This window comes from Rathayibacter sp. VKM Ac-2928, from assembly GCF_022815545.1.
Lineage (GTDB): Bacteria > Actinomycetota > Actinomycetes > Actinomycetales > Microbacteriaceae > Rathayibacter > Rathayibacter festucae.
This window is the reverse complement of record NZ_JALGRU010000001.1, coordinates 84,581-110,533: the sequence shown is the minus strand read 5'-3', so window position 1 is coordinate 110,533 and position 25,953 is coordinate 84,581. Positions and strand designations below refer to the sequence as shown.

Below are 25,953 nucleotides of genomic sequence, written 5' to 3'. Positions count from 1 at the left end.
CGTCGCCGGGTCTCGATACGCCGCCTGCGGCGGCTACTCGACCAGCATGATCGTCCGCCTACTCCCGCGGGGTCGGCCCCGGCTTGATCCGCTGCGCCAGCCGCTTCAGCGGGTGCGCCGGCTCGCGCTCGAGCGGCTCCTCCACCTCGAGGCCGTAGAACGAGCCGATGTCGCCGACGAAAGCGGCCCGGCGGGCGCGGTCGTAGGCGCGGATCTCCCTCCGGAAGGCGATCACCGTCGCGACGCACATCAGGATCATCACCACGCTGAACGGCAGCGCCGAGAGGATCGCGGCCGTCTGCAGGGCGTCGAGTCCGCCGGCGATCAGCAGCGAGAGCGCGAGCAGCGCCGTCGCGAGCGCGAAGAAGATGCGGATGCCGTTGCGCGGCTCCGCCTCGCCGCCGGTGGCGATCATCGCCATCACCAGGGCGCCGGAGTCGGCGGAGGTGACGAAGAAGATGCCGATCAGGACGATCGCGCCGACCGTGAGCACCGAGCCCGCGGGCAGGCCCTGCAGCATCGAGAAGAGCGCCGCGTCGGTGCTGACCGAGCCGTCGGCGCCGACGAGCCCGCCGTCGCCGTACAGCTCGCGGTAGAGCGCGGTGCCGCCGAGCACGCTGAACCAGAGGAAGGTCATGATGGTCGGCACCAGCAGCACGCCCGCGACGAACTCGCGGACGGTGCGGCCCTTCGAGACCCGGGCGATGAAGATGCCGACGAACGGCGCCCACGACATCCACCAGCCCCAGTAGAACGTCGTCCAGGTCGCCTGCCAGGCCTCGCCCTCCTGGCCGGCGTAGGCGCTGACCGTGAAGGTGAGGCCGATGAAGTTCTGCAGGTAATTGCCGAGCGACTGCACGAACTCGCGCAGCAGGAACTGGGTCGGGCCGGCGACCAGCACGAACACGAGCAGCGCGGCGGCGAGCAGCAGGTTGCCGGTCGAGAGCCACTTCATGCCCTTGCCCACACCGGAGACGAGCGAGAACACGGTGAGCGCCGTCACGACCGCGATCACGATGATCTGCACCGTGAGCGAGGAGTCGACGATGCCGCTCGCCTCCAGTCCCGCGGAGATCTGCGTGACGCCGAGGCCGAGCGAGGTGGCGACGCCGAACATCGTGCCGACGAGGGCGACCACGTCGATGGCGTTGCCCCAGCCGCCGCGGACGCGACGGCCCAGCAGCGGCTCGAGCGCCCAGCGGATCGACACCGGGCGCTTGCGGCGGTGGATCGCGTAGGCGAGGGCGAGGCCGACGACGACGTAGATCGACCAGGCGTGCACGCCCCAGTGCAGATAGGTCTGCGAGATGGCGCTCTGCGCGAGCTCCGTCTCGGTGCCGGTGACGCCGGGGCGCGGGGTGGCGAAGTGGGTGAGCGGCTCCGCGACGCCGTAGAAGACGAGGCCGATGCCCATCCCGGCGGCGAAGAGCAGCGAGATCCAGGAGAGCATCGAGAACTCGGGCTCGTCGTCGTCGGCGCCGAGCGTGATGTCGCCGAAGCGGCTGACGCCCATCCAGATCGCGAAGGCGACGAAGACCGCGGCGATCAGCACGTAGTACCAGCTGAAGGTGTTGACGACGGTGGTCTGCAGGGAGGCGAAGACCTCGGTGGCGACCTCGGGGGCGAGGATCGCGAACGCGGCGATCGAGAGCGTGATCACCGCGGCCGGCCAGAACACCCAGCGGGCGAGGCGCTGCGGGGGCCTCTCGGACGTCTTCTGCTCGGGCATTGCGCGGGCCTCTCGTCGACGGCAAAAGCTCCACCGTACACGGGGGCCGCGGCGCGGGCGCAGGCGGAGCGTGCGCTCGGGTCGGTGCGGCAGGCTGGACCCGTGCAGTTCAGAGTCTTCACCGAACCCCAGCAGGGCGCGAGCTACGAGGATCTCCTCGCGGTCGCGCAGGCCACCGAAGCCCTCGGCTACGACGGCTTCTTCCGCTCCGACCACTATCTCCGGATGGGCGACGGCGATCCCGGCCCCGGCCCGACCGACGCCTGGACGACCCTCGCGGGCCTCGCGCGCGAGACCGAGCGGATCGCGCTCGGCACCCTCGTCTCCTCCGTCACCTACCGGCCGCCGGGGATCCTCGCCATCCAGGTCGCCCAGGTCGACGCGATGTCGGGCGGCCGCGTCGAGCTCGGGCTCGGCACCGGCTGGTTCGAGGAGGAGCACGCCGCGTACGGCATCGACTTCCCGCCGCGTCGCTTCGACCTGCTCGAGGAGCAGCTCGAGATCGTCACCGGCCTCTGGTCGACGCCGGTCGGCGAGCGCTACTCGTTCGCGGGCGAGCACTACACGCTGACCGACTCGCCCGCGCTGCCCAAGCCCGCGCGCCTGCCGCTGCCGGTGATCGTCGGGGGAGGAGGACCCAAGCGGACCCCGCGGCTCGCGGCCCGCTTCGCCAGCGAGTTCAACCTGCCCTTCCCCGAGTTCGACGCGATCCCCGGCGCGTTCGAGCGCGTCGACGAGGCCTGCGTCGCGATCGGGCGCGAGCCGTCCTCGCTCGTGCACTCGGTCGCGCTGATCGCGGTCGGCGGAGCGGACGAGGCGGAGTTCGTCCGGCGCGCCGCGGCGATCGGCCGCGAGCCCGCCGAGCTGCGCGAGCACGGCGTCGCCGGCGGCGTCGACGAGACCGTCGACCGCCTCGAGTCCCTGCGCGAGGGCGGCGCCGAGCGCGTCTACCTCCAGTTCATGGACCTCCAGGACCTCGACCACCTCGACTTCTTCGCCCGCGAGGTGCTGCCGCGCCTGTCGGCCTGAGCCTCCCCTCATGCCGATCGAGTAGCCCGCGGAGCGGGCGTATCGAGATCCACCGTTTCGCAGAGGCCGGGTCTCGAGACGCCGCCGGAGGCGTCTACCCGACCAGCATGGAGAGGGCTGCTCGACCAGCGAGGCCGCAGGCAGGGAGACGCCCGTCGCTGCGACCTAGGCTGGAGGGATGGTGGACACGATCGAGCGCGCCGACGAGCGGCTGGCGACCCGCTCGGCCGCCGAGCTGCCGTGGGTCGTGCTCGTCTGGGACGACCCGGTCAACCTGATGTCGTACGTGTCCTACGTGTTCCGCAGCTACTTCGGCTTCGGCCGGTCCGAGGCCGAGCGGCTCATGCTCCAGGTGCACACGGAGGGGCGCGCTGTGGTCGCGACCGGCAACCGCGAGGAGATGGAGCGGCACGTGGAGGCGATGCACGGCTACGGCCTGTGGGCGACACTGCAGAAGGCCGACGCATGACCGCTCGACTCACGGCGGGCAGGCCCTGATGCGCTCCTTCCGCCGCGACTCCTCCGGTGCCGCCGTCGCCCGCTTCGACCGCGAGGAGGCCGGGATCCTCCGCCACCTCGCCGGCGAGATGCTCGAGCTGCTCGACCGCGGGACGAGCGAGGACGCGCGCAACGACCCGGCGCTGGCGCGGCTGCTGCCCGACGCCTACCGCGACGACGACGAGGCCGCCGCCGAGTTCCGCCGCTTCACCGCCCCGGATCTGGCCGGCCGCAAGATGGACGACGCCCGCGCGATCACCGCTGCGCTCGACGCGGGCGAGGGCTCCGGCCACGCCCGCGTCTTCGCCGGTCTCGGCGAGGTCGCCGTCCGGCTCGAGCCGCCGCAGGCGCTGTCCTGGCTCCGCGGGCTCACCGACATGCGCCTCGCCCTCGCCGCCCGCCTCGGCATCGTCGACACCGACGACGTCGAGCCCGACGGCGAGACCGGCCAGGCGATCCGCGCGGTCTACGACTGGCTCGGCAGCGTCCAGGACGGCCTGGTCCGCGCGATCGACGTGTGATCGCGACGGTCGCGGCCAGGCCTTTCCGCTAGAGGATCGAGAGATCTCCACAGCTGTGGACAAACCTGTGGAGAGATGTGGAGAACGGGCGTCCTCGCCGGTGCCCGCCGCCGCGGATCGCCCGTCCCGCAGCGGATCCGGCCGAGCAGAGGGTGTGGAAACGCGAGGTGTCCGGTCGGTGAACCCGCGCCCCTGGAACGGGGGATCAGGCTCCCGGTTCGACGCCGGGGGGCGGAACCGCGTACCGTCCGGACCGTGAACACTCCTTCAGGAACCCAGGCCAAGCGCGCCGCCGACGACGCTCAGGACTCGACCGCGGTGCGCACCCTCGCCCGCGGGGGCTACGCCGCGAACGGCCTCGTCCACGTCCTCATCGGCGTCATCGCCCTGCAGATCGCGACCGGCGGCCAGGGCGAGGCGGACCAGTCCGGCGCGCTCGGCTCGCTCGCCGCGCAGCCCGGCGGACTGGTCGTGCTCTGGGTCTGCGCGATCGGGCTCTTCGGTCTCGCGCTCTGGGGCGCGCTCGAAGCGTTCCTCGTGGCGGGCGGCGACAGCGCGGCGTCGCGCTGGGGCAGCCGCCTCAAGGAGGCGGCGAAGGCCGTCGTCTACCTCGCGCTCGGCATCACGACCCTCCGCTTCGCGCTGGGCGGCAGCTCCGACTCGTCCGAGACGTCCGAGAGCGCGAGCGCGCAGGTCCTCGCCGCTCCCGGCGGAGTGGTGCTGCTCGTGATCGCCGGGCTCGCGATCCTCGCGGTCGGCGGCGTCTTCGTCTACCGGGGCGCGTCGAAGAAGTTCCTCGAGAACGTCGCACTGCCGGGCGGGACGGCCGGCCGCGTCGTCACCGGTCTCGGCATCGCGGGCTACGTCGCGAAGGGCGTCGTGCTCGGCGTGCTCGGGATCCTCGTGATCATCGCCGCCGTCACGCACGACCCGGCGCAGGCGGGCGGCCTGGACGAGGCGCTGAAGACGCTGACCGAGCTGCCGTTCGGCGTGGTGCTGCTCGGCGTCGTCGCCGTCGGGCTGATCGCCTACGGCGCGTTCTGCTTCGCCCGGGCGCGCTGGCCGAAGCTCTGAGGAGGGCCGCCGGGGCACCGACGTCGCGCCGGCGGGAGGGCTCGGCGCGATAGCCGTCGCGGAGCCCGCCCATGCGCGCCGGATCCGCACCACGCCGCCCTCCCGATCTGCGCCGTCGCCGGGCTCCTGATCCCCGGAAGGACGCCGCCGGAGAGCGCGGAGCCGTGACAGGCGAGCGCGGCGCGGGGCCGATACCCCCTGACGGGTGTGATCGCAAGCAGTGCCGAGGTCCGGCTTCCAGTGACACTCTGTGCAGATGCATGCAGGTGGCGACGACGCGAGTGCGGAGCGGGTCCGCCCTGCCCTGGCCGAGACGGCCGCGCGCCTGCTCCGGGCCGTCGCGACCGGTGACCGCGCCGCGTTCGCCGAGCTGTTCGACCGCTTCGGCGGGCTCTTCTCCGCCTCGATCGCCACGGTGCACGCCGACGCCTCCACGCGCGACCGGCTCTGCACCGAGGCCTTCGCCGCCGTCTGGCGCCGTGCCCGGGAGGGCGCCAGCGCCCCGGAGCCGGTGCTCTGGCTGCTCGAGGTGCTCTGCGAGACGCTCGGCTCCTCCCGGGAGGGCTCGCGCCGCCCGCTCGCCGAGGGGCTCCTCGCACTGGCCTGCCCGGACCGCGAGCTGCTGCTGCTCGCCGTGGCCGGCCGCTACTCCCAGCCCGAGATCGCCGCGCTCACGGGCGTCCGCGAGTCGCGGCTGCGCGCGGTCCTCCGCGACGCGCTCGGCTCCCTCCGCGGCGGCCTCGGCGACGGGCGCCTCACCGCCTGATCTGCGGCGCCGTCTCCTCGAGAACTCGCCGCCTCCCCCGCGGCGGCTCCGACGGGCGTAAACTTGAGTCACCCGAACTCAACTTTCGAACCGCAAGGAGGAGATGCAGATGCAGGCCGGTCGGACACCCCAGCAGGACGAGTCGTCCGCTCTCGCGCAGTACGGCGTCGACCTGACCGCGATCGCGGCGAGCGGCAAGCTCGACCCGGTCATCGGACGGGACGCCGAGATCCGCCGCGTCAGCCAGGTGCTCACGCGTCGCACCAAGAACAACCCGGTGCTCATCGGCGAGCCCGGCGTCGGCAAGACGGCGGTCGTCGAGGGGCTCGCGCAGCGGATCGTCGCGGGCGACGTCGCCGACAGCCTCAAGGGCAAGCGGCTCGTCAGCCTCGACCTCTCCGCGCTGATCGCGGGGGCGAAGTACCGCGGCGAGTTCGAGGAGCGGCTGAAGGCCGTCCTCGCCGAGATCAACGACTCCGGCGGCCGCATCATCACCTTCATCGACGAGCTGCACACGCTGATGGGCGCCGGCGGTGGCGAGGGCTCTGTGGCGGCGGCGAACATGCTGAAGCCGATGCTGGCCCGCGGCGAGCTGCGGATGATCGGCGCCACGACGCTCGACGAGTACCGCCAGTACATCGAGAAGGACGCGGCCCTCGAGCGCCGCTTCCAGCAGGTGTTCGTCGGCGAGCCGACCGTCGAGGACACGGTCGCGATCCTCCGCGGGCTGAAGGAGCGCTACGAGGCCCACCACAAGGTCGCGATCGCCGACTCCGCGCTGATCGCCGCCGCCTCGCTGTCCAACCGCTACATCACCGCCCGCCAGCTGCCGGACAAGGCCATCGACCTGATCGACGAGGCCGCCTCGCGCCTGCGGATGGAGATCGACTCCGCGCCGGTCGAGATCGACGAGCTGCGCCGCTCCGTCGACCGGCTGAAGCTCGAGGAGCTCGCGCTGAAGAAGGAGAAGGACGAGGCCTCGAAGGCGCGGCTGGAGACGCTGCGCGAGGACCTCGCCCGCCGCGGCGCCCACCTCGCCGAGCTGCAGCAGCGCTGGGAGCGCGAGCGCGCCTCCCTCAACCGCATCGGCGATCTCAAGAACCGGCTCGACGCGCTGCGGATCGCGGCCGAGCGGGCCCAGCGCGAGGGCAACCTCGAGCGCGCCTCCCGCCTGCTCTACGGCGACATCCCCGCCGCCGAGAGCGAGCTCGCGGCCGCCGAGCAGGAGGAGCAGCCGGCCGAGGGCCGCATGGTCAACGAGCAGGTCACCTCGGACGACATCGCCGCGGTCATCGCCGCCTGGACCGGCATCCCCGTCGGCCGGCTGATGCAGGGCGAGACCGAGAAGCTGCTGCACCTCGAGACCGAGCTGCACCGGCGCCTCATCGGCCAGAACGAGGCGGTCTCGGCCGTCGCCGGCGCCGTCCGCCGCACCCGCGCCGGCGTCTCCGACCCCGACCGGCCCACCGGCTCCTTCCTCTTCCTCGGACCGACCGGCGTCGGCAAGACCGAGCTGGCGAAGGCGCTCGCCGACCACCTCTTCGACGACGAGAAGGCGATGGTGCGGATCGACATGTCGGAGTACGGCGAGAAGTTCGCCGTCTCGCGGCTGGTCGGCGCCCCTCCCGGCTACATCGGCTACGAGCAGGGCGGCCAGCTGACGGAGGCGGTGCGCCGCCGGCCGTACTCGGTCGTGCTGCTCGACGAGATCGAGAAGGCGCACCCCGAGGTCTTCGACGTGCTGCTGCAGGTGCTCGACGACGGCCGGCTCACCGACGGCCAGGGGCGGACGGTCGACTTCCGCAACACGATCCTCATCCTCACCTCGAACCTCGGCTCGCAGTTCCTGGTGGACCAGTCCCTGACCCGCCCGCAGAAGGTCGAGGCCGTGCAGCAGATGGTGCGCCAGGCCTTCAAGCCCGAGTTCGTGAACCGGCTCGACGACATCGTCGTGTTCGAGGCGCTCGACCGCACCGAGCTCGGCGAGATCGTCTCGCTCTACGTCGACCGCCTCTCGCGCCGGCTGGCGGAGCGACGTCTCGACCTCGCCGTGACGCCCGCCGCCCGCGGCTGGCTGGCCGAGCGCGGCTACGACCCGCAGTACGGCGCCCGGCCGCTGCGCCGCCTGATGCAGCAGGAGATCGACGACCGGCTGGCGACGGCCCTCCTCGACGGCTCCATCCGCGACGGCGACGTGGTGCTCGTCGACGCGGGCCCGGACGGCCTGCTGGTCTCCGCGGGCCTCGCGACGCCGTAGCTCGGGCCGGTCCGCCCCGCCTGTCGCCCCCGTCCCGCCCCGACCCTCCTCTCCCATTCCTCAAAAGTTGCGGTAGTCGCGCGCCACTACCGCAACTTTTGGAGGATGGAACGGGCGGTTCGGGGCGGGGGCTCCTCCACAGGGGGTGATCGCGGACGGGCCGTCCACAGACGCAGCCCGGGCGCCTCGCCGGGGTCGCGTCGGCGGGTAGCGTCCCGCCCATGAACTCCCCGTCTCCCGCCGCCGGCGCCCGCATGGCCGACCTCGCGCCCGAGGAGCGGCCGCGCGAGCGGCTCTGCGCCCGCGGTCCCGAGGCGCTGACCGACGCCGAGACGCTCGCCGTGCTGATCGGCAGCGGGGTCCGCGGGGCGAACGCGACGGTCGTCGCGCAGCGCCTGCTCGCACGCTTCGGCGGCATCGACGCGGTGTCGCGGGCGGGCGTCGCCGACCTGGTCCGCCAGCGCGGCGTCGGCGAGGTCGCCGCCTGCCGCATCGTCGCGTCCTTCGAGCTGCGGCGGAGGATGAACCGCGCCGGGCGGACCGCGCGCGTCGTCGACGCGGCCGGCCTCGCCGAGCTGGTGACGCCGCTGCTCGCCGCACGGCCGACCGAGACCGTGCTCGCCGTCGCGCTGACCGCCGCCGGGGCCGTCCGCGACGTGATCGCGCTCGCCGACGGACCGCCCACCCACGCGGAGGTGCCGGTGGCCGAGATCCTCGCCGAGGTCCTGGCGCGCGGTGCGGCCGGCGTCGGCCTCGCGCACAGCCACGCCGGCGCGGCGGACGTCCTCTCCTCCGACCTCGCCGCGACCCGGGCGCTGGCCGAGGCGTGCGCGGCCTGCGGGCTGCGCTTCGTCGCGCACGTCGTCGTCGGCGCCGACGGCTGGCGGGAGGCGCCGCCGTAGCAGCCGCGGGCGTTCATGCAAGCCCCTGGCCGGCCACCCTTCCGCCCCGCGACGGCGGCGTACCGTGGACGAGCCCCCACCCCCTCTCGATCAGGAGTCCCCATGCGAGCAACGATCATCCACGGCGAGCGCGACGTCCGACTCGAGGAGGTGCCCGACCCCGTGCTCTCGACCGGGCGCGACGCGATCGTGCGCGTCACCGCCGCGTGCGTCTGCGGCTCCGACCTCTGGCCGTACCGCGGCGTCACCCCGACGAAGGAGGCGCACCGGATCGGCCACGAGTTCGTCGGCGTCGTCGAGGAGATCGGCGACGACGTGCACGACATCGCGGTCGGCGACTTCGTGATCGCCCCCTTCTACGTCTGCGACGGCACCTGCGCCAACTGCGCGAACGGCGTCTCGACCTCCTGCCTCACCGGCGGCTGGTGGGGCGCCGAGGTCGGCGAGCAGGGCTTCGCCGACGGCGCGCAGGGCGAGAAGGTCCGCGTCCCGCTCGCCGACGGCACGCTCTTCCCGGTCGGCACCGACGTCGACCCGACGCTGATCCCGAGCCTGCTCACCCTCGCCGACGTGATGGGCACCGGTCACCACGCCGCCGTCTCGGCCGGCGTCACCGCGGGCTCCACCGTCGCGGTCGTCGGTGACGGCGCGGTCGGCCTCTGCGCCGTGCTGGCGGCCAAGCGCCTCGGCGCGACGACGATCATCGCGATGTCGCGGCACGAGTCCCGCCAGGCGCTCGCCACCCGCTTCGGCGCGACCCACATCGTCGACACCCGCGGCGACGAGGGCGTGGCCCGCGTCCGCGAGCTCACCGACGGCATCGGCGCCGACTGCGTCCTGGAGTGCGTGGGCACCAAGGAGTCGATGCAGCAGGCGCTCGACTCGGCCCGCCCCGGCGGCATGGTCGGCTACGTCGGCGTCCCCAACGGCGGCCCGGAGCTGCCCGTGCGCCAGATGTTCGGCTCGAACGTCGGCGTCAACGGCGGCGTCGCGCCGGTCCGCGGCTACATGGCGGAGCTGCTGCCCGACGTGCTCAGCGGCGCGATCGAGCCGGGCCTCGTCTTCGACCTGGAGCTGCCGCTCGAGGAGATCGCCGAGGCGTACGCCGCGATGGACGAGCGCCGCGCGATCAAGACCCTCGTGCGGCCGTAGCGGGAGCCGGTCGTGCGCATCGAGGTCGAGACGTCCCGTGGCGTCGTCGCCGGGGTCGCGGAGGACGGCGTCGCCCGGTTCCTCGGCGTCCCCTTCGCCGCGGCGCCGGTGGGCGATCGCCGGTTCCGCGCGCCCGAGCCGCGGGCGCCGTTCGACGGCGTCTTCGAGGCGGACGTGTACGGGGCGACGCCTCAGCGCGGCCGCCCGTTCGAGTTCACGACCATCCCCGAGCACTCGATCCCGGGTGAGGACACGCTGACCCTGAACGTGTTCGCCCCTTCCGAGCCGGCCGGCTCGCTCCCCGTGCTGGTCTACCTGCACGGCGGCGGCTACGTCACCGGAGCGGCCTCGAGCGACTGGCACGACGGCTCGGCGTTCGCGCGCGACGGTGTGATCGTCGTGACCGCCGCCTACCGGCTGGGGGTCGACGGCTTCGGCGTCGTCGAGGGCGACGCGAACCGCGGGGTCCGCGACTGGCTGGCCGCCCTCGAGTGGGTCCGCGAGAGCATCGGCGCGTTCGGCGGCGACCCCGGCCGGGTCACGATCGCGGGCCAGTCCGCAGGCGGCGGCGCCGTGCTCGCCCTGCTCGGCTGCGCCGAGGCGCAGCCGCTCTTCGCGCGCGCCGTCGCGATCTCGCCGACCGATCGCAGCGTCCCTATCGAGGAGGCGGAGGAGCAGCTCACCGCCTTCGCGCACGCCCTCGGCGTCGAGCCCACCCGCGCCGCGCTCGCCTCGCTCGACGAGGACGGGCTCTCCGAGACCGCCGCCCTCACGATGATGCCCGGCTCAGGTCACGCGATCGTCTTCGCGCCGGTCTCGGGCGACGCGCTCCTGCCCCTGCCCGTGTCCGAGGCGACCGCGACGACCGGCCTCGACAAGCCGCTCCTGATCGGGTCCACCGCCGACGAGTTCGACAGCCCGCGCCTCGAGCGCGAGCCCGGGGCGGTGCCCCGCACGACCGACCTGCTGTTCCGCCGCGCGGTGCTGCAGGCGGCGCGGAACCGTGCCGCAGGACCGGCGCCGACCTGGCTCTACGCCTTCGACCGGCTCTCGCCCGCGACCGGCGGCGCGTCGCACTGCCTCGACCTGCCGTTCTTCTTCGACCACCTCGACGCCGAGGCGACCACCCGGGTCCTGGGCGAGGACCCGCCCGCGGCGCTCGCCACGGTGATGCACGGCGAGCTGGTGGCCTTCGTCCGGGGCGAGGAGCTGCCCTGGCCGCCGGCGCACGGCGCGGAGGGAGACGCGGTGCGCGTCTACGACGTCGAGCCGGCGGTCGTGCCCGGCCACTACGACGACGTGCTGCCGCTCGTCACGGACCCGCGGGCATGAGCGGGTCCGCGCGCGGCGCCGCACCGCGCTTCCACCCCGACCTCGCGCTCGGCCGCCTCGTCCCGCCGATCGTGCTCGGACCGCGGCTGCTCCGCCTCGCCACCCGTCGCACCGCCGTCGGCGGGGAGGCGCCGCCGGACCTGCTCGTCGAGGACCTCGAGATCCCGGGGCCGGACGGGCACCCGGTCCCGGTCCGCAGCTACCGTCCGCGCACCCTCCGCCGCGCCGCGCCCGCGCTGGTCTGGGTGCACGGCGGCGGCATGGTGCTCGGCAGCCGCTTCGACGACGAGTCGTCGAACATCGCCTTCGCCCGCACGCTCGGCATCACCGTCCTCTCGGTCGGCTACCGGCTCGCGCCCGCCCATCCGGCGCCGGCCGCCCTCGAGGACGTGCTGGCCGCGTTCCGCTGGCTCGCCGCGCACGCCGAGGAGCGGGGAGTCGATCCCGAACGGATCGCGCTGGGCGGCGCGAGCGCGGGCGCCGGCCTGGCCGCGGGGGCGACCCTCCTCGCCCACGACCGCGGGGGAGCGCAGCCCGCGTTCCAGCTGCTCGTCTACCCGATGCTGGACGATCGCACCGTCACCCGACCCGGACCGGTTCCCCGCGGCGTCCGCGTCTGGACGCCGGGCAGCAACCGCTTCGGCTGGACCTCCTACCTCGGCGCCGAGCCCGGCGGCCCCGACGTCTCGCCGTACGCCGCGCCCGCCCGCCGCGACGACCTCTCGGGCCTCCCGCCGGCCTGGATCGGTGTCGGCACCCTCGACCTCTTCCACGACGAGGACGTCCGCTACGCCGAGCGCCTGCGCGCGGCCGGGGTGCCCTGCGAGCTCGAGATCGTCGACGGCGCGTTCCACGGCTTCGACGCCCTCTTCTCCCGCACCGGCGTGGCGAAGCGCTTCTGGGCGGCGAAGGCCGCCGCTCTCGGGAGGGCACTGGGGGTCTGAGGGCCTGCGATCCGGGCCGGACCGGACGGCGGGTCGGGCCGTGCGAGGGGCCGCTGCGCCGGATGGGAGCATGGACGCATGGACATCGACCGCCTCGCCACCCGCTACGAGATCGCCCTGCCCGCCTGGATCGAGGACGCCGTGCGCGACGTCCCCGAGTTCCTGCCCGAGCGCGAGGACCGCATGGCCCTCGTGCACGCCCTGGCCGACCGCAACTTCCGCGAGGGCAACGGCGGCCCGTTCGCCGCGATCGTCGTCGAGCGCGACTCCGGCCGCGTGGTCTCGGTCGGCGTGAACGTCGTTCTGGGCAGCGGAGTCTCCTCCGGCCACGCGGAGGTCACCGCGCTCGGTCTCGCGCAGACCGCGCTCGGCTCGTGGGATCTCGGTGGCGAGGGCCTGCCGGCGCACGAGCTGGTCGTCAACTGGCGGCCGTGCGTGCAGTGCTACGGAGCGACGCTGTGGTCGGGCGTGCGGCGCCTGGTGGTCGCCGGGTCGGGTCCGGAGCTGGAGGAGATCTCCACGTTCGACGAGGGTCCGATGCGCGAGGACTGGGCCGCCCAGTTCGAGGCGCGCGGCATCGAGGTCGTCGACGGCGTGCTCCGCGACGAGGCGCTCGAGGTCTTCCGCGCCTACCGCGCGCACGTCGACGCGGGCGAGGTGCTCGTCTACAACGCGCGCGCCGCGGACTGAGCCCCGCGCCCTGAACGAGCGAGCCGCCCCGAGGGATCCCGGGGGCGGCTCGTCGTGTCAGTGGGCTCGTGCTGTCGGCCCGCTCGTGGCGTCAGTGGTTGCCGGGCGTGTACACGGCGGAGGCGCGCCACCAGTCGTCGAACATCGACAGCGGCACCTGCCGCTTGTGCTCGGTCGCCTGGTACCGGGCCTCGATCGCCTCGGCGACCTCGGTCGCGACGTCGCCGCCCTCGAGGTAGGTGTCGAGGTCGGCGTACACGAGGCCGAGGTTCGACTCGTCCGTCTGACCGGGGTTCTCGTCGAGCAGGTCGGCGGTCGGCGCCTTCTCGTAGAGGCGGGTCGGGGCGTCGAGGTGCTCGAGCAGCGAGCGGCCCTGGCGCTTCGTGAGGCCGGTCAGCGGCAGGACGTCAGCGCCGCCGTCGCCGAACTTGGTGAAGAAGCCGGTCACCGCCTCCGCCGCGTGGTCGGTGCCGACGACGAGCATGCCCGCCTGGCCGGCGATCGCGTACTGCGCGACCATCCGGGCACGCGCCTTGACGTTGCCCTTGACGAAGTCCGAGATCGGCTCTCCGACGGCGTCGCCGAACGCGGAGGCGATGCCGTCGACCCCGGCGTGGATGTCGAAGGTCACCTGGCGGTCCGGCCGGATGAAGGTCAGCGCGAGCTGCGCGTCCTCCTCGTCGGCCTGCACCCGGTAGGGCAGCCGCACCGCGATGAAGGAGGCGTCGCCGCCCTCCGCGCGCACCTGCTCGACCGCGAGCTGGCAGAGCCGGCCGGCCAGGCTCGAGTCCTGCCCGCCGCTGATGCCGAGCACGAGGCCCTTGGCCCCGGTGTGCCGGAGGTAGTCGGCGAGGAAGCCGCTGCGCCGCTCGACCTCGGCGGCCGGGTCGACGGTGGGGGAGACGTGGAGCTCGGAGATGATTCGCTGCTGGACATCGCGCACGATCCAACGCTACTCCCGATGCCGCCGCCCCGCCCCGCTTCGGAGCCGACCGCGAGCCTCAGGCGGCGCACATCGTCCTGCAGGTCGGGTGGCCCCGTCCGGGCGCGCACGTGCCGGGTCGAGCAGCCCCGCCCGCACACCCCCTTGCTGGTCGAGTAGCCCCGCAGGGGCGTATCGAGACCCGCCGTCACCAGCACGGCAGGTCTGCAGACTCGCCCTTCTGATGACGGTGGATCTCGATGCGCCCGCTGCGCGGGCTACTCGATCAGCATGCCGGGGGCCCGCCGCGCGGGCTGCTGATCCGGGAGATCCTCGGACGGACCCGCGAGGGGCCTCCTGTTCGAGACAGGCCCCCGCACACGTCCACTCGACGGTGCCGACCTGCGCGAGTGGACGCACATCGGGCTCTCCACAGCTACCGGACCCCTTCGCGGGTCCGCTCGCCGACCCGCCTCCGGCGCGTCCGGCGCCCCATGCTGGTCGAGTAGCCGCCGGAGGCGGCGCCCCATGCTGGTCGAGTAGCCGCCGGAGGCGGCGTATCGAGACCCACCCTGCTGGACGCGGCGCCCGCGCGTCTCAGCCGCGCGCGGCGACGATGCGGGCGATCCGCTCCGGGACCGTGTCGTCCTGGAGGCTCGTGACGTCGCCGAGGGCGCGGCCGTCGCGGATGTCGCCGAGGAGGCGGCGCATGATCTTGCCCGAGCGGGTCTTCGGCAGGTCGGGGACGACGACCACGTCGCGCGGCTTCGCGATCGGGCCGATCGCCGTCGCGACGTGCTCGCGCAGCGCCTGCGACAGGTCGGCCTCGAGCGCCGTCCAGTAGGCGGGATCCTCCTCGGCGCGGTCGATCGCCTCGTCGGAGGGGATCACGAACGCCGCGATCGCCTGACCGGTCGTCGCGTCCTCGACGCCGACCACGCCGGCCTCGCCGACTGCCGGGTGCGCCACCAGGGCGGACTCGATCTCGATGGTCGAGAGCCGGTGCCCCGAGACGTTGATGACGTCGTCGACCCGGCCGAGCACCCAGATGTCGCCGTCGGCGTCGTACTTCGCGCCGTCGCCGGAGAAGAAGTAGCCGCGGTCGGCGTAGCGGGCCCAGTAGGAGTCGCGGTACCGCTCCGGGTTCCCCCAGACCGTCCGGGCGAGGGCCGGGCCGGTGCGGTCGACCACGAGGTAGCCGCCGGAGCCGTTCGGCACCCGCTCGCCCGCCTCGTCGACGACGAGGGCGCCGAGGCCCGGCAGGGCGCCCAGCGAGGAGCCGGGCTTGAGGGTCGAGACGCCCGGCAGCGGGCACATCACGGCCGCGCCCGTCTCGGACTGCCACCAGGTGTCGACGATCGGGCAGCGTCCGCCGCCGATCCGCTCGTGGAACCACACCCAGGCCTCGGGGTTGATCGACTCGCCGACCGTGCCCAGCAGTCGGAGGCTGGAGAGGTCGTACTCGGACGGCACGCCCTCCGGGAACCAGGTCATCAGCGTCCGGATCAGGGTCGGCGCCGTGTAGTAGACGGTGACGCCGTAGCGCTCGATGATCTCGAAGTGCCGCGCGGTGTGCGGGGTGTTCGGCGTGCCCTCGTAGATGACCTGGGTGAGCCCGTTCGAGAGCGGACCGTAGATCTCGTAGGTGTGCGCCGTGACCCAGGCCAGGTCGGCGGTGCACCAGTGCACGTCGTCCGGCTTCGCGTCGAAGACGGCCCAGTGCGTCCAGGACGCCTGGGTCAGGTAGCCGCCGCTGGTGTGCACGAGGCCCTTCGGCTTCCCGGTCGTGCCCGAGGTGTAGATGATGAACAGCGGCGTCTCCGCGTCGAAGGCCTCGGCCTCGTGCACGTCGCTCTGCCCGTCGACGACGTCGTGCCACCAGACGTCGCGGCCCTCGGTCCACGGGAGGTCCGGCGTCTCGTCGCCGGTGCGGCGGACGACGAGCACGTGCTCGATCGATGCGACGCCGGCGACCGCGTGATCGGCGTTCGCCTTCACCGGGACGGCGAGACCGCGCCGGAACTGGCCGTCGGTGGTGACGAGCAGCTTCGCGCCGGTGTCCTCGACGCGGAAGCGCACCGCCTCGGCGGAGAAGCCGCCGAAGACGAGGGAGTGGATCGCGCCGATCCGCGCGATCGCGAGAGTGATCACGACGGTCTCGGGGATCACCGGGAGGTAGACGACGACGCGGTCGCCCTTCCCGACGCCGAGCGCGGTGAGCGCGTGCGCGGCGCGGGCCACCTCGCGCTGCAGCTCGGCGTAGCTGATCGAGCGCCGGTCGCCGCGCTCGCCCTCGAAGTGCAGGGCGATCTTGTCTCCGCGGCCCGCGTCGACGTGCCGGTCGACGCAGTTGACGGCGACGTTGAGCGTGCCGCCCTCGAACCAGGTCGCGCGCGGGACGGACAGCGTGCCGTCCTCCTGCGGGACAGCCGGCTCCCAGCGGTGCGCGGTGTGCCAGGGCTCGACCCAGTCGAGGCGCCGGGCGGCCTCCTCCCAGAACGCCACCGGGTCGGCGGCGGCGCGGGCGTGCTCGCCGGGGCCGACGTTCGCCTGCGCGGCGAAGGCCTCGGGCGCCGGGAAGCGGCGGGACTCCTCGAGCAGGTTCGCGATCGTCTCGCTCATCGGCGGGCCTCCGTGGTCGTCGTGCCGGTCGTCGTGCCGGTCGTGGGACGCGCCGTGCCGGTCATCCTCACGCCCACTTCCGGATCGCGTAGCGCTGGAACACGCCGACGATCGAGTCGGTCAGCTTGCCCAGCACCGCCAGCAGGATGATCGCGAGGAAGACGCGGTCGATGCGCCCGTTGCTCTGACTGTCGGTCAGGCGGAAGCCCAGGCCCATCGACGAGGCGATCAGCTCGGCGGCGACCAGGAACAGCCACGACTGCGCGAGCGCCAGGCGCAGCCCGGCGATCACCGAGGGGATCACGGCCGGCAGCTGCACCGCGGTGAACAGCCGCACCCCCGAGAGCCCGAACGCCCGGCCCGCCTCGACGAGCTGCCGGTCGACGTGGCCGAGGGCGGTCGCCACGGTGGTGAAGACGGGGAAGAACGCGCCGATCGTGATCAGCGTGATCTTCGACTCCTCGCCGATCCCCATCCAGAGCAGCAGCAGCGGCACCCAGGCCAGCGACGGCACCGCGCGGATCGCGCCGAGCGTCGGTGCCAGCACGACCTCCCAGACCCGGGAGAGCCCGAAGAGCGCGCCGACCAGCAGCCCCAGCGCGGAGCCCAGGCCGAAGCCGATCAGCACCCGCTGGGTCGAGATCGCGACGTCCTGCCCGAGGTCGCCGCGCTGCGCGAGATCGACCGCCGCCGCCCAGACCATCGCCGGCGACGGGAACACCGAGACCGACACCATCCCGGTGGTCGTGACGATCTGCCAGGCCGCGAGCAGCAGCACCGGGAGGATCGCCCCGCCCACGACCAGGAACCAGCGCCGCGAGGTGAGCGGCCGGGCGTGCGCCGCCTCGTCGTCGCGGAGCCGCTTCTGCGACGCCTCGACGCTCGGACCGACCACGGCGGTGCCGACCGCACCCGGCGCCTGCACGAGCCCGGTGCTCCGGCGCACGAGGTCGGCGTCGGTCACGGTCTCGTCGTCGCGTGTCGCCATCGTCGTCTCCTCGGTCGGTGTCGCGGTCAGTGCTGTCGCGGGTCGGTCTGTCCCGGGTCGGTGCTGTCGTGCTGCGGTCGTGCGGGCGTCAGGAGCGCCGTCAGGCGATCGCGGACGGGTCCGCCGCCGACGCGTAGCTGTCGTCGATCAGCGAGTCGAGGGCCGCGTCGACCTGCTCCTGCGTGGCGACGTCGCCGTTCGCGACGAAGATCGGGCCGATGATGGCGAGCACGTCGGTCTGGGCCGAGCCGGGGACGTTGTCGACGTCGAGGTTGCTGCGCTCGGAGATCACCGTGGTGGCCACGGCGACGTCGAGCCCGGCGACGGACGCGAGGATGCTCGCCGTCTCCTCCTGGTTCTCCAGGGCCCAGGCGCGGGCGTGCTCGTAGGCGTTCACGACGGTCTGCGCGAGGTCGGGCTTGGCCGCGAGGAAGCTCTCGGTGGCGTTGAGCAGCCCGTAGGAGTTGAAGTCGACGTTGCGGTAGAGCAGGGTCGCGCCGGCCGCCTCCGCGCCCGCCATGATCGGGTCGAGTCCGGCCCAGGCGTCGACCGAGCCGTTCTGCAGCGCGGCCCAGCCGTCGGCGTGCTGCAGGTTCTGCACGGTGACGTCGTCGATGCTCAGGCCGGCGGCCTCGAGCGCCTGCACCAGGAAGAAGTAGGGGTCGGTGCCGCTGGTGGCCGCGATCTGCTTGCCGGCGAGCTGCTCGACGCTGGTGATCGCCGAGCCGGCGGGCACGACGAGGGCGGACCACTCCGGCTGGGAGAAGATGTCGATCGTCCTGATCGGCGAGCCGTTCGAGCGCGCGAGCAGCGCGGCCGAGCCGGCCGTGGAGCCGACGTCGATCGCCCCGGCGCGCAGGGCCTCGTTGGCCTTGTTCGAGCCGGCCGACTGCACCCAGGTGACCGTGACGTCCTGCTCGGCGAGGGCTGCCTCGAGCCAGCCCTTCTCCTTGATGACCAGACTCAGCGGATTGTAGGTCGCGAAGTCGAGCGTCAGCGTGCCGCCCTGGGTCTTCGCGGTCGAGCCGTCGGAGGCGGCGGGCGCCGCGGCCGCGCCGCCGCCGCCCTCGCCCTGGACGCAGCCCGCGAGGAGCGGGACCGCGGCGGCGGTGAGCAGGCCCGCGAGCGCGGTGCGGCGGGTGAGCGGGGAGGTGCTGAACGACGGGAACGACATGGGGGCCTCGACTTCGGTGCGGTGGCGGGAGTGGGACGAGTGTGCGGGAGCGGACGGACGGGATGTCCGCGAGCGGTGGGATCCGTGGACGGAGGGCGGGATCGGCGCCTGGGGAGGAGAGGAAGGAGGGGCGCAGCGGCCTAGTGCCGCTCGATCCCGAGCCCCTCGAGCAGCTCGACCCGCCGCTCGGCGAGCTCGGCGGAGCCGCGGTCGCGGGGCCGCGCACCGGGGACCGTCATGATCTGCCGGATGCGCGAGACGCCGCCCGGCTCGTCGCGGCCGAGCAGCACGATGCGGTCGGCCAGCTGCAGCGCCTCGTCCACGTCGTGGGTGACGAGCAGGATGGTCGCGGGGGCAGCCGCGTGCACCTCGAGCAGCAGGTCCTGCATCCGCAGGCGGGTCAGCGCGTCGAGCGCGCCGAACGGCTCGTCCAGCAGCAGCACACCGGGGTTGCGGGCCAGGGCGCGCGCGAGCGAGGCGCGCTGCGCCATGCCTCCGGAGACCTCGCGCGGCCGGGAGCCGGCGTGCGCGGTCAGCCCGACCAGCGAGAGCAGCTCGTCGACCGCCGTGCGGCCGGCCTCGCGCGAGGTGCCGCGCGGGAGCCCGAGCGCCACGTTCGCCGCGAGGGAGCGCCAGGGCAGCAGCCGCGGCTCCTGGAACGCCACCGCGCAGCGCGGATCGATGCCCGACACCGGCGAGTCGTCGATCAGCACGCTGCCGGCGCTCGCCGTGTCGAGGCCGGCGGCGATCCGCAGCAGCGTCGACTTGCCGCAGCCGCTCGGGCCGAGGATCGCGATCACCTCGCCGGCGCGCACGTCGAGCGAGACGTCGGCGAGCACGGGGGCGCCCGGGGCGAAGGTGCGGCCGACCCCGTCGAAGCGCACCGGGAACGCCGACTGGCCGAGCGCGGCGTCGAAGGCCAGGCTCGTGCGGGCGGGGGTTCCGGTCATGAGGGCTCCGAGGCGGGGCGGGCGGGCGGACCGTCCGATCGTACGGACGAGCGCCGACTCCTCCGATTCCGTGATGAAACGCGGAGTAACACAGGGTGCACGACGAAGGCCCCGCCGGCACCGCGCAGCGGCGGCCGACGGGGCCTCGGGGGAGCGGACTACGCCTGGACGAGCACGAGCTCCTCGAGCGGCAGGCGCGTGCGGGGAGCGGTCTCGCGCTCGCGGAGCACGTCGTTCTCGAGCGCGTCGGGGCTGGCGAGCACGCCCACGGCGGCGACGGTCACCGGGTCGAAGCGCGCGTCGACGCCGAACGCCGTGCGGATCCCGTCCTTGTCGAAGCCGGCCATCTGGTGCACGTGCAGCCCCTCGTGGTGCGCCTGCACGCTGAGGTGGGCGACGGCCTGGCCGAGGTCGTAGACGGCCCACGGGCGCGCCTCGCCCTTCTCGTCGACCGTCTCGGCGAGCGCGACGATCAGCGCGGCGGCCGAGCCGGCCCAGGCGGCGTTGAAGCCGACGAGGGTGCCGACGATGCTGTCGAACTCCGGAGTGCCGCGGCGCGCGACGATGAAGCGCGACGGCTGCGAGTTGCCGGCCGAGGGGGACCAGCGGGCGGCCTCGAGCAGCGCGGTCAGCGTCTCGTCCGCGATCGCCGCGGAGGCGTCGTAGGAGCGGGGGCTCCAGCGCTCGGCGAGGACGTCCAGGATCGGGGCGCTGGTCGAGGCGGTGCGGGTGGCGGTGTCGGTCATGGGGTGCTTCTCTCCGGAGATGGCTGAACAGGGCGGGCCTCGTCGCCCGAGGGACCCAACCGCAGGAGCTCCGCCGGCATTCCCGCTCGTCGCGCCGACCGGCCGTTCGCCCACGGAGGAGCACGGGGTCCTGTCGGTGCGGAACGGTACCCTGGAGAGCGGCGTGCTTCCCCGCGCGCGACAACTCACCACTCTGATGGAGGATCATCCATGGCCCAGCACTTCGACGTCGTCGTCCTGGGGGCAGGCCCCGGTGGATACGTGGCCGCGATCCGTGCCGCCCAGCTCGGCAAGTCCGTCGCCATCGTCGAGAAGAAGTACTGGGGCGGTGTCTGCCTCAACGTGGGCTGCATCCCCTCCAAGGCGCTGCTGCGCAACGCGGAGCTCGCCCACATCTTCCACGCGCAGGCGAAGCAGTTCGGCATCTCGGGCGACGTCTCCTTCGACTTCGGCGTGGCCTTCGACCGCAGCCGCACCGTCGCGGACGGACGCACCAAGGGCGTCCACTTCCTGATGAAGAAGAACAAGATCACCGAGTTCGACGGCACCGGCTCCTTCACCGGCCCGCAGGGCCTCGACGTGCAGCTCACCAAGGGCGGCTCCGAGTCGCTGACCTTCGACGACGCGATTATCGCGACCGGCGCGAGCGTCCGCCTCCTCCCCGGCGTCGAGCTCTCCGAGAACGTCGTCACCTACGAGACCCAGATCATGACCCGCGAGCTGCCCGACACGATGGCCATCGTGGGCGCCGGCGCGATCGGCATGGAGTTCGCCTACGTCCTGAAGAACTACGGCGTCGACGTGACGATCATCGAGTTCATGGACCGCGCCCTCCCCAACGAGGACCCGGACGTCTCCAAGGAGATCCAGAAGCAGTACAAGAAGCTCGGCGTCGAGATCCTCACCTCGACCAAGGTCGAGTCGGTCGTCGACAAGGACGGCTACGTCACCGTCACCTACACCGGCAAGGACGGCACGCAGTCGACCCTCGAGGTCGACAAGGTCCTCATGTCGATCGGCTGGGTCCCCCGCGTCGAGGGCTTCGGCCTCGAGAAGACGGGCGTCGAGGTCACCGAGCGCGGCGCCATCGGCATCGACGAGTACATGCGCACCAACGTCCCGCACATCTACGCGATCGGCGACGTCACCGCCAAGCTGCAGCTCGCGCACGTCGCGGAGGCGCAGGGCGTCGTCGCCGCCGAGACCATCGCCGGGGCCGAGACGCAGACCCTCGGCGACTACCGGATGATGCCGCGCGCCACGTTCTGCCAGCCGCAGATCGCCTCCTTCGGCCTCACCGAGAAGCAGGCGACGGACGAGGGCCACGAGATCACCGTCTCGACCTTCCCGTTCATGGCCAACGGCAAGGCGCACGGCCTCGGCGAGCCGACCGGCTTCGTCAAGCTCATCGCGAGCAAGCAGTACGGCGAGCTCCTCGGCGCCCACATGATCGGCCCGGACGTGTCCGAGCTGCTCCCCGAGCTCACGCTCGCGCAGAAGTGGGACCTCACCGCGACCGAGCTGGCTCGCAACGTGCACACCCACCCGACGCTGTCGGAGGCGCTCCAGGAGGGCTTCCACGGCCTCAAGGGCCACATGATCAACATGTAGCTCCCCGCACCACCTGCACCGCGCGCCCCGGCTCGCGGCCGCACCTGCTCCGGCTCGCAGGATCCGCCTCAGCTCGTCCGATCGCGTGGATCCTGCGGGCCGGAGCTGTTTCCGCGAGCCGGAGATCCCGTCCCGAGCCGTATCGCGTCTCGACGAGCCCGGCTCGGGGCCGCCGCTAGCGTGGACGGATGGATCCGCGACTCCTCGACCGACTCGCCGCCGACGCCTGGCCGCCCCTCGAGCGCCGCGTGCTCGGCGGCTGGCGGCTGCGCGCGGCCGGCGGCGTCACGAAGCGCGCCAACTCGGTGCTCACCTCCGGTCCCGTCGAGGACGTGGACCAGGCGATCACCGCAGCGGAGGAGTTCGCGCGCGAGCAGGGGATCCCGCCGCTCTTCCAGCTCGGCCCCGCGACGCTCCCCGCCGACCTGCCCGAGCGGCTCGCCCGCCGCGGCTACGCCGGGCACGAGCGCACCCTCGTCCTCACCGGCTCCGTGACGGAGGCGCTCGCCGCGCTCGGTCCCGCCGCCCCGGAGGACGCGGAGCAGGTCGAGACGACGGAGGCGCCCGGTGAGGAGTGGCTGTCGCTCTGGTGGTCGGTCGACGGCCGCGGCGGCGACGCCGAGCGCGGGATCGCCGAGCGGATCCTCGCGGGCTGCGACTCCGCCTACGCCCTGCTGCGGGACGGGAGCGGCCCCGCCGCCTGCGGCCGGCTTTCCTGGGCGACCGCCGAGGACGGCGAGTCCTGGTGCGGTCTCTTCGCGCTGGCCACGCGCCCGGACGCGCGCCGCCGCGGCCACGCCGCCACGCTCCTCCGCGCCCTGCTCGAGCAGGCCGCCGCCCGAGGCGTCGACCGCCTGTGGATCCAGGTGCTCGCCGACAACGCCGCCGCCCGCCGCCTCTACGCGTCCCTCGGCTGCCGCGAGTCCTCGCACTACGAGTACTGGCGCCGCTGACCGTCCCCCTCCCTCCCGCGAGATGCCACTTGTGCACGCGACACGCCGTGGAACGCGTGCACAAGTGGCATCTCGCGGCGGGGGATCAGCCGGCGATGACCGCGCGCGCCACGGACTCGGCTCGGGCCGCGTCGCCCGTGACGAGCACGCGCCACCACGTGTCGTCGGCCAGCACGTCGACCTCGCACGAGCCGCCGCCGCAGCCCGAGAGCGCGCGGTCGCCGAGGCCGTCGAGCGGAGTCAGGGTGACGGCGAGCCCCGTCGTCAGAGACAGATTGCGCCAGCCGTCCTCGCCGTTCGGGAGCACGTCGACGCTCAGACCCGCGTAGCTGCTGCTGGTCGCGTCGGTCCAGGTGCACGAGGCGTAGCCCGCGCGGGCGGCGGCCGCTCCGGAGGCGGTCGACGGCGCGACGCCCTCGGTCCCGCTCCCCGGGGTCGCGTCCACGAGCCCGGCCGTCGCGGCCAGCTGCTCGCCGGTCAGCACCTCGGCGCAGGCGGGTGCGGTCGCGGTCACCGGCTCGTCGAGCCGACCGCCGGCCGCCGCGGCGGTCGCCGTGGCGAGGGCCGCGAGGTCGGCGTCGGCCGGCGAGCCGGTCAGCGCGAGCGTCACCCAGGTCGAGCCGGTGAGCAGATCGACGGAGCAGATCTCGACCGAGCAGGCGCTGTAGGCCTCGACGTCGGTCGCGAGTCGCGTTCCCCCGGAGAGACCGGCCGCGGCGAACGCGTCCGCGGCGTCCTCGGCGGCCGAGGCGGTGATCGACGCCGTGCCGTCCTCCTCGTACCAGGCGCAGGTCAGCAGCCCGCCGTTCTCCTGCGCCGACTCGCGGATCAGCTCGGCCGAGGAGCGCACCGTCTCGTCCCGCGTGCCCTCGAGCGAGCCGGCCGCGACCCCGAGGGCGCTCGACGCGCGTGCGACCGGCAGCAGGGCGTCGCAGCCGAGCCGGGCGGCGGAGGAGCGGCTCGGGGTCGGCGACGCGGACGTGGAGGCAGGAGGAGTCGCAGAGGCCGTCGCGGACGCCGTCCCGCTCGCCTCCGGCTCGGCGGCCGTGCAGCCCGCGAGCAGGCCGGCCGCGACGAGCAGCGCCGCCCCGGTCCCGACGGCGCGCGCCCTCACGCGGCCAGCTCGCGCTCGATCGCCGCCGTGAACGCGTCGATGTCGTCCTCGCTCGTGTCGAACGAGCAGACCCAGCGCACCTCGCCGGTCGCCGGGTTCCAGTCGTAGAAGCGGTAGGCGGCGCGCAGCCGGTCCGCGACCCCCGCCGGCAGGGTCGCGAACACCGCGTTCGCCTGCGTCGGCTGGGTGAAGGCGAGTCCGGTGATCCGCCCGGCGGCCATGGCCTCGTCCAGCTGCGAGCGCAGCCGCGCCGCCATCGCGTTCGCGTGCCGGGCCGAGCGCAGCCAGAGCGGCTCCGCCTCGCCGTCCTCGCCGAGCATCGCGAGCAGCTGCGCCGAGAGGAAGCGCATCTTCGAGGACAGCTGCATGTTGGTCTTGCGGAGGAACGTCAGCCCGCTGGACGCCTCGGGGTCGAGCACGACGATCGCCTCGCCGAGCAGCATGCCGTTCTTGGTGCCGCCGAAGGACAGGACGTCGACTCCGGCGTCGCTGGTGAAGGCGCGCAGGGGCAGCCCGAGGGCCGCTCCGGCGTTCGCGATCCGCGCTCCGTCCATGTGGAGCCGCATCCCCCGTTCGTGGGCCTGGTCGGCCAGCGCGCGGACCTCCTCCGGCGTGTAGACCGTGCCGAGCTCGGTCGACTGCGTGATCGAGACGACCAGCGGCTGGGCGCGGTGCTCGTCGCCGAAGCCCCAGGCCTGCTCGTCCACGAGCGCGGGCGTGAGCTTGCCGTCGGGGCTCTCGACGGTGAGGATCTTGATCCCGCCGACCTTCTCGGGGGCCCCGCCCTCGTCCGAGTTGATGTGCGCGGTTCCGGCCGAGACGACCGCCCCCCAGCGGGGCAGCATCGACTGCAGACCGGTCACGTTCGCCCCGGTTCCGTTGAAGACGGGGAAGGCCTCGGCCTGCTCGCCGAACTCGCGGCGGAAGACGCGCTGCAGCTCCGCGGTGTAGACGTCCTCGCCGTAGGCGACCTGGTGGGCGCCGTTCGCCGCGGCGATCGCGGCGAGCACCTCCTCGTGCACGCCGGAGTAGTTGTCGGAGGCGAAGCCGCGGAGGTCGGGATCGTGCAGAGCGCTCATCCCCCCATCCTCGCAGCCCGCCGCGGATCGATCCTGGTGGCGGGCGCCGCCGCTCCCTGTGTTTCCGGCATGTGAACGGACCATCCCCTGAAAGCCGATTGCCGTCAAGAAGTTGGTATCGCGTGGGAGGCAGGCCACTCTTGTCCTATGCGCATGGACACTTCGGGGGCGGTCCGCGACATGCCCGCCCCTCCCGGGGTGGACGAGATCGCGGCACGCTTCGGCGACCCCGTCCTCGCGTTCGCCCCGCAGCCCCGCCTCGAGGAGTTCGCGGCGGCGCAGACCATGGCGCTCGGACGCTTCGTCGAGATCTCCCTCTCCTACTCGTTCTTCAAGAATCCGCGCAACCGCGCCGACCCGGTCAACCACGTCCCGCTCACCCCCGAGCAGAAGCGCGCGATCGAGCGCGCCGAGAACGACCACCTCCCGCCGTGGATGGTCGATCAGGTCACGCGGATGCGCTACCCCGTGCTGTGGGAGGCGGTGCGCACCTCCGTGCCGATCCCCGCCGAGCGCAGCCGCCCGCTCGAGTCGCGCCTCGCCGCGCACATGGGCGACGTGCTGAGGAACACCTTCCCCGGCCGCGTCCGCACCCGCCGCGGCGGCATGCCGGTCGTCGCCGCCGCCCTGCGCGACGAGGACGTCGTGCGCGGCGTCCCGGTCGTCGTCGACGGCGAGGCGCTGCGCGGCTACCGCGTCGACACCGACCCCGACGTGGTCGCCATCGGCGCCCGGGTCGACGGCCGCTACATGACCGTCGTGCTCGACAGGAAGATCGTCCCCGACATCCGCATGGAGTTCGTCCGTCGAATCCCGCCACGTCCGGCTCCGGCCCAGCCTCGGCGCTGACGCCCGAACGGGCACGAGCGCCCGGTGACGGGCGCGATCGGGCCGGCGCGC

At 73.5% G+C, this 25,953-nt stretch carries 23 protein-coding genes; 14 read left to right on the top strand and 9 right to left on the bottom strand.

Annotated elements, in window-relative coordinates; all coding sequences use genetic code 11:
• Window positions 1-58 precede the first annotated feature (58 nt).
• On the bottom strand, window positions 59-1,729 hold the full coding sequence (locus MT350_RS00515; RefSeq protein ID WP_243599364.1) for a BCCT family transporter: 1,671 nt from the start codon (window positions 1,727-1,729) through the stop codon (window positions 59-61).
• A gap of 102 nt (window positions 1,730-1,831) precedes the next feature.
• On the opposite strand from MT350_RS00515, the gene MT350_RS00510 reads away from it, so the two are divergent.
• The 11 genes from MT350_RS00510 to MT350_RS00460 all read left to right on the top strand — a co-directional run bounded on the left by MT350_RS00510 (window position 1,832) and on the right by MT350_RS00460 (window position 12,894).
• Window positions 1,832-2,758: an LLM class F420-dependent oxidoreductase gene (locus MT350_RS00510; RefSeq protein ID WP_243599363.1), complete on the top strand. Its 927-nt coding sequence runs from the start codon at window positions 1,832-1,834 to the stop codon at window positions 2,756-2,758.
• 178 nt (window positions 2,759-2,936) lie between these two features.
• Window positions 2,937-3,227: an ATP-dependent Clp protease adapter ClpS gene (gene clpS, locus MT350_RS00505; protein WP_243615230.1), complete on the top strand. Its 291-nt coding sequence runs from the start codon at window positions 2,937-2,939 to the stop codon at window positions 3,225-3,227.
• Between the two features lie 28 nt (window positions 3,228-3,255).
• Entirely contained in the window at window positions 3,256-3,777 is a 522-nt protein-coding gene (locus MT350_RS00500; protein ID WP_243581408.1) for a DUF2017 domain-containing protein, read from the top strand.
• A gap of 255 nt (window positions 3,778-4,032) precedes the next feature.
• Window positions 4,033-4,851, top strand: a complete 819-nt coding sequence (locus tag MT350_RS00495; RefSeq protein ID WP_243599362.1) for a DUF1206 domain-containing protein — start codon at window positions 4,033-4,035, stop codon at window positions 4,849-4,851.
• A gap of 256 nt (window positions 4,852-5,107) precedes the next feature.
• Window positions 5,108-5,617, top strand: coding sequence for a hypothetical protein (locus MT350_RS00490; RefSeq protein WP_243599361.1), 510 nt, complete (start codon window positions 5,108-5,110; stop codon window positions 5,615-5,617).
• A gap of 109 nt (window positions 5,618-5,726) precedes the next feature.
• Window positions 5,727-7,874, top strand: a complete 2,148-nt coding sequence (locus tag MT350_RS00485) for an ATP-dependent Clp protease ATP-binding subunit (protein ID WP_123706241.1) — start codon at window positions 5,727-5,729, stop codon at window positions 7,872-7,874.
• Window positions 7,875-8,095: 221 nt separating this feature from the next.
• The gene (locus tag MT350_RS00480; RefSeq protein WP_243615229.1) at window positions 8,096-8,776 is read left to right on the top strand and encodes a RadC family protein; all 681 of its coding nucleotides are present in this window, start codon (window positions 8,096-8,098) and stop codon (window positions 8,774-8,776) included.
• A 102-nt stretch (window positions 8,777-8,878) separates the two neighbouring features.
• Window positions 8,879-9,928: a zinc-dependent alcohol dehydrogenase family protein gene (locus MT350_RS00475; RefSeq protein WP_127887857.1), complete on the top strand. Its 1,050-nt coding sequence runs from the start codon at window positions 8,879-8,881 to the stop codon at window positions 9,926-9,928.
• Between the two features lie 12 nt (window positions 9,929-9,940).
• Window positions 9,941-11,260, top strand: a complete 1,320-nt coding sequence (locus MT350_RS00470; RefSeq protein ID WP_243599359.1) for a carboxylesterase/lipase family protein — start codon at window positions 9,941-9,943, stop codon at window positions 11,258-11,260.
• Window positions 11,257-12,204, top strand: coding sequence for an alpha/beta hydrolase fold domain-containing protein (locus MT350_RS00465; protein WP_243599358.1), 948 nt, complete (start codon window positions 11,257-11,259; stop codon window positions 12,202-12,204). Before MT350_RS00470 ends, MT350_RS00465 begins: the two co-directional genes overlap by 4 nt.
• 78 nt (window positions 12,205-12,282) lie before the next feature.
• Window positions 12,283-12,894: a nucleoside deaminase gene (locus MT350_RS00460; protein ID WP_173234484.1), complete on the top strand. Its 612-nt coding sequence runs from the start codon at window positions 12,283-12,285 to the stop codon at window positions 12,892-12,894.
• A 91-nt stretch (window positions 12,895-12,985) separates the two neighbouring features.
• On the opposite strand, the gene nadE is transcribed toward MT350_RS00460, so the two are convergent.
• From nadE to MT350_RS00430, 6 genes are all read right to left on the bottom strand, one after another.
• Window positions 12,986-13,837 (bottom strand): ammonia-dependent NAD(+) synthetase, encoded by an 852-nt coding sequence (gene nadE / locus MT350_RS00455; protein ID WP_243599357.1) that lies wholly within the window; start codon window positions 13,835-13,837, stop codon window positions 12,986-12,988.
• A gap of 576 nt (window positions 13,838-14,413) precedes the next feature.
• On the bottom strand, window positions 14,414-16,438 hold the full coding sequence (acs, locus tag MT350_RS00450; protein ID WP_243599356.1) for an acetate--CoA ligase: 2,025 nt from the start codon (window positions 16,436-16,438) through the stop codon (window positions 14,414-14,416).
• Between the two features lie 67 nt (window positions 16,439-16,505).
• Window positions 16,506-17,426, bottom strand: a complete 921-nt coding sequence (locus MT350_RS00445; RefSeq protein ID WP_123447157.1) for an ABC transporter permease — start codon at window positions 17,424-17,426, stop codon at window positions 16,506-16,508.
• Between the two features lie 100 nt (window positions 17,427-17,526).
• Entirely contained in the window at window positions 17,527-18,600 is a 1,074-nt protein-coding gene (locus tag MT350_RS00440; RefSeq protein ID WP_243599355.1) for an aliphatic sulfonate ABC transporter substrate-binding protein, read from the bottom strand.
• Between the two features lie 140 nt (window positions 18,601-18,740).
• The gene (locus tag MT350_RS00435) at window positions 18,741-19,550 is read right to left on the bottom strand and encodes an ABC transporter ATP-binding protein (protein WP_160085958.1); all 810 of its coding nucleotides are present in this window, start codon (window positions 19,548-19,550) and stop codon (window positions 18,741-18,743) included.
• Window positions 19,551-19,708: 158 nt separating this feature from the next.
• Window positions 19,709-20,296: a nitroreductase family protein gene (locus MT350_RS00430; protein WP_123447154.1), complete on the bottom strand. Its 588-nt coding sequence runs from the start codon at window positions 20,294-20,296 to the stop codon at window positions 19,709-19,711.
• Window positions 20,297-20,506: 210 nt separating this feature from the next.
• Between MT350_RS00430 and lpdA the strand changes: the two genes are divergently transcribed.
• Together lpdA and MT350_RS00420 are read left to right on the top strand one after the other, a co-directional pair.
• Window positions 20,507-21,907 carry a dihydrolipoyl dehydrogenase gene (gene lpdA, locus MT350_RS00425; RefSeq protein ID WP_123706034.1) on the top strand — a complete coding sequence of 467 codons (1,401 nt, stop codon included), beginning with the start codon at window positions 20,507-20,509 and terminating at the stop codon, window positions 21,905-21,907.
• Between the two features lie 188 nt (window positions 21,908-22,095).
• Entirely contained in the window at window positions 22,096-22,860 is a 765-nt protein-coding gene (locus tag MT350_RS00420; RefSeq protein ID WP_243599354.1) for an N-acetyltransferase, read from the top strand.
• An 85-nt stretch (window positions 22,861-22,945) separates the two neighbouring features.
• Here MT350_RS00420 and MT350_RS00415 read toward each other — a convergent pair whose 3' ends face one another.
• On the bottom strand, window positions 22,946-23,974 hold the full coding sequence (locus tag MT350_RS00415; protein ID WP_243599353.1) for a hypothetical protein: 1,029 nt from the start codon (window positions 23,972-23,974) through the stop codon (window positions 22,946-22,948).
• Window positions 23,971-25,053: a low specificity L-threonine aldolase gene (locus MT350_RS00410; protein ID WP_243599352.1), complete on the bottom strand. Its 1,083-nt coding sequence runs from the start codon at window positions 25,051-25,053 to the stop codon at window positions 23,971-23,973. The genes MT350_RS00415 and MT350_RS00410 overlap by 4 nt, the downstream gene beginning before the upstream one ends.
• A 180-nt stretch (window positions 25,054-25,233) precedes the next feature.
• On the opposite strand from MT350_RS00410, the gene MT350_RS00405 reads away from it, so the two are divergent.
• The gene (locus tag MT350_RS00405; RefSeq protein ID WP_123447150.1) at window positions 25,234-25,902 is read left to right on the top strand and encodes a hypothetical protein; all 669 of its coding nucleotides are present in this window, start codon (window positions 25,234-25,236) and stop codon (window positions 25,900-25,902) included.
• Window positions 25,903-25,953 lie beyond the last annotated feature (51 nt).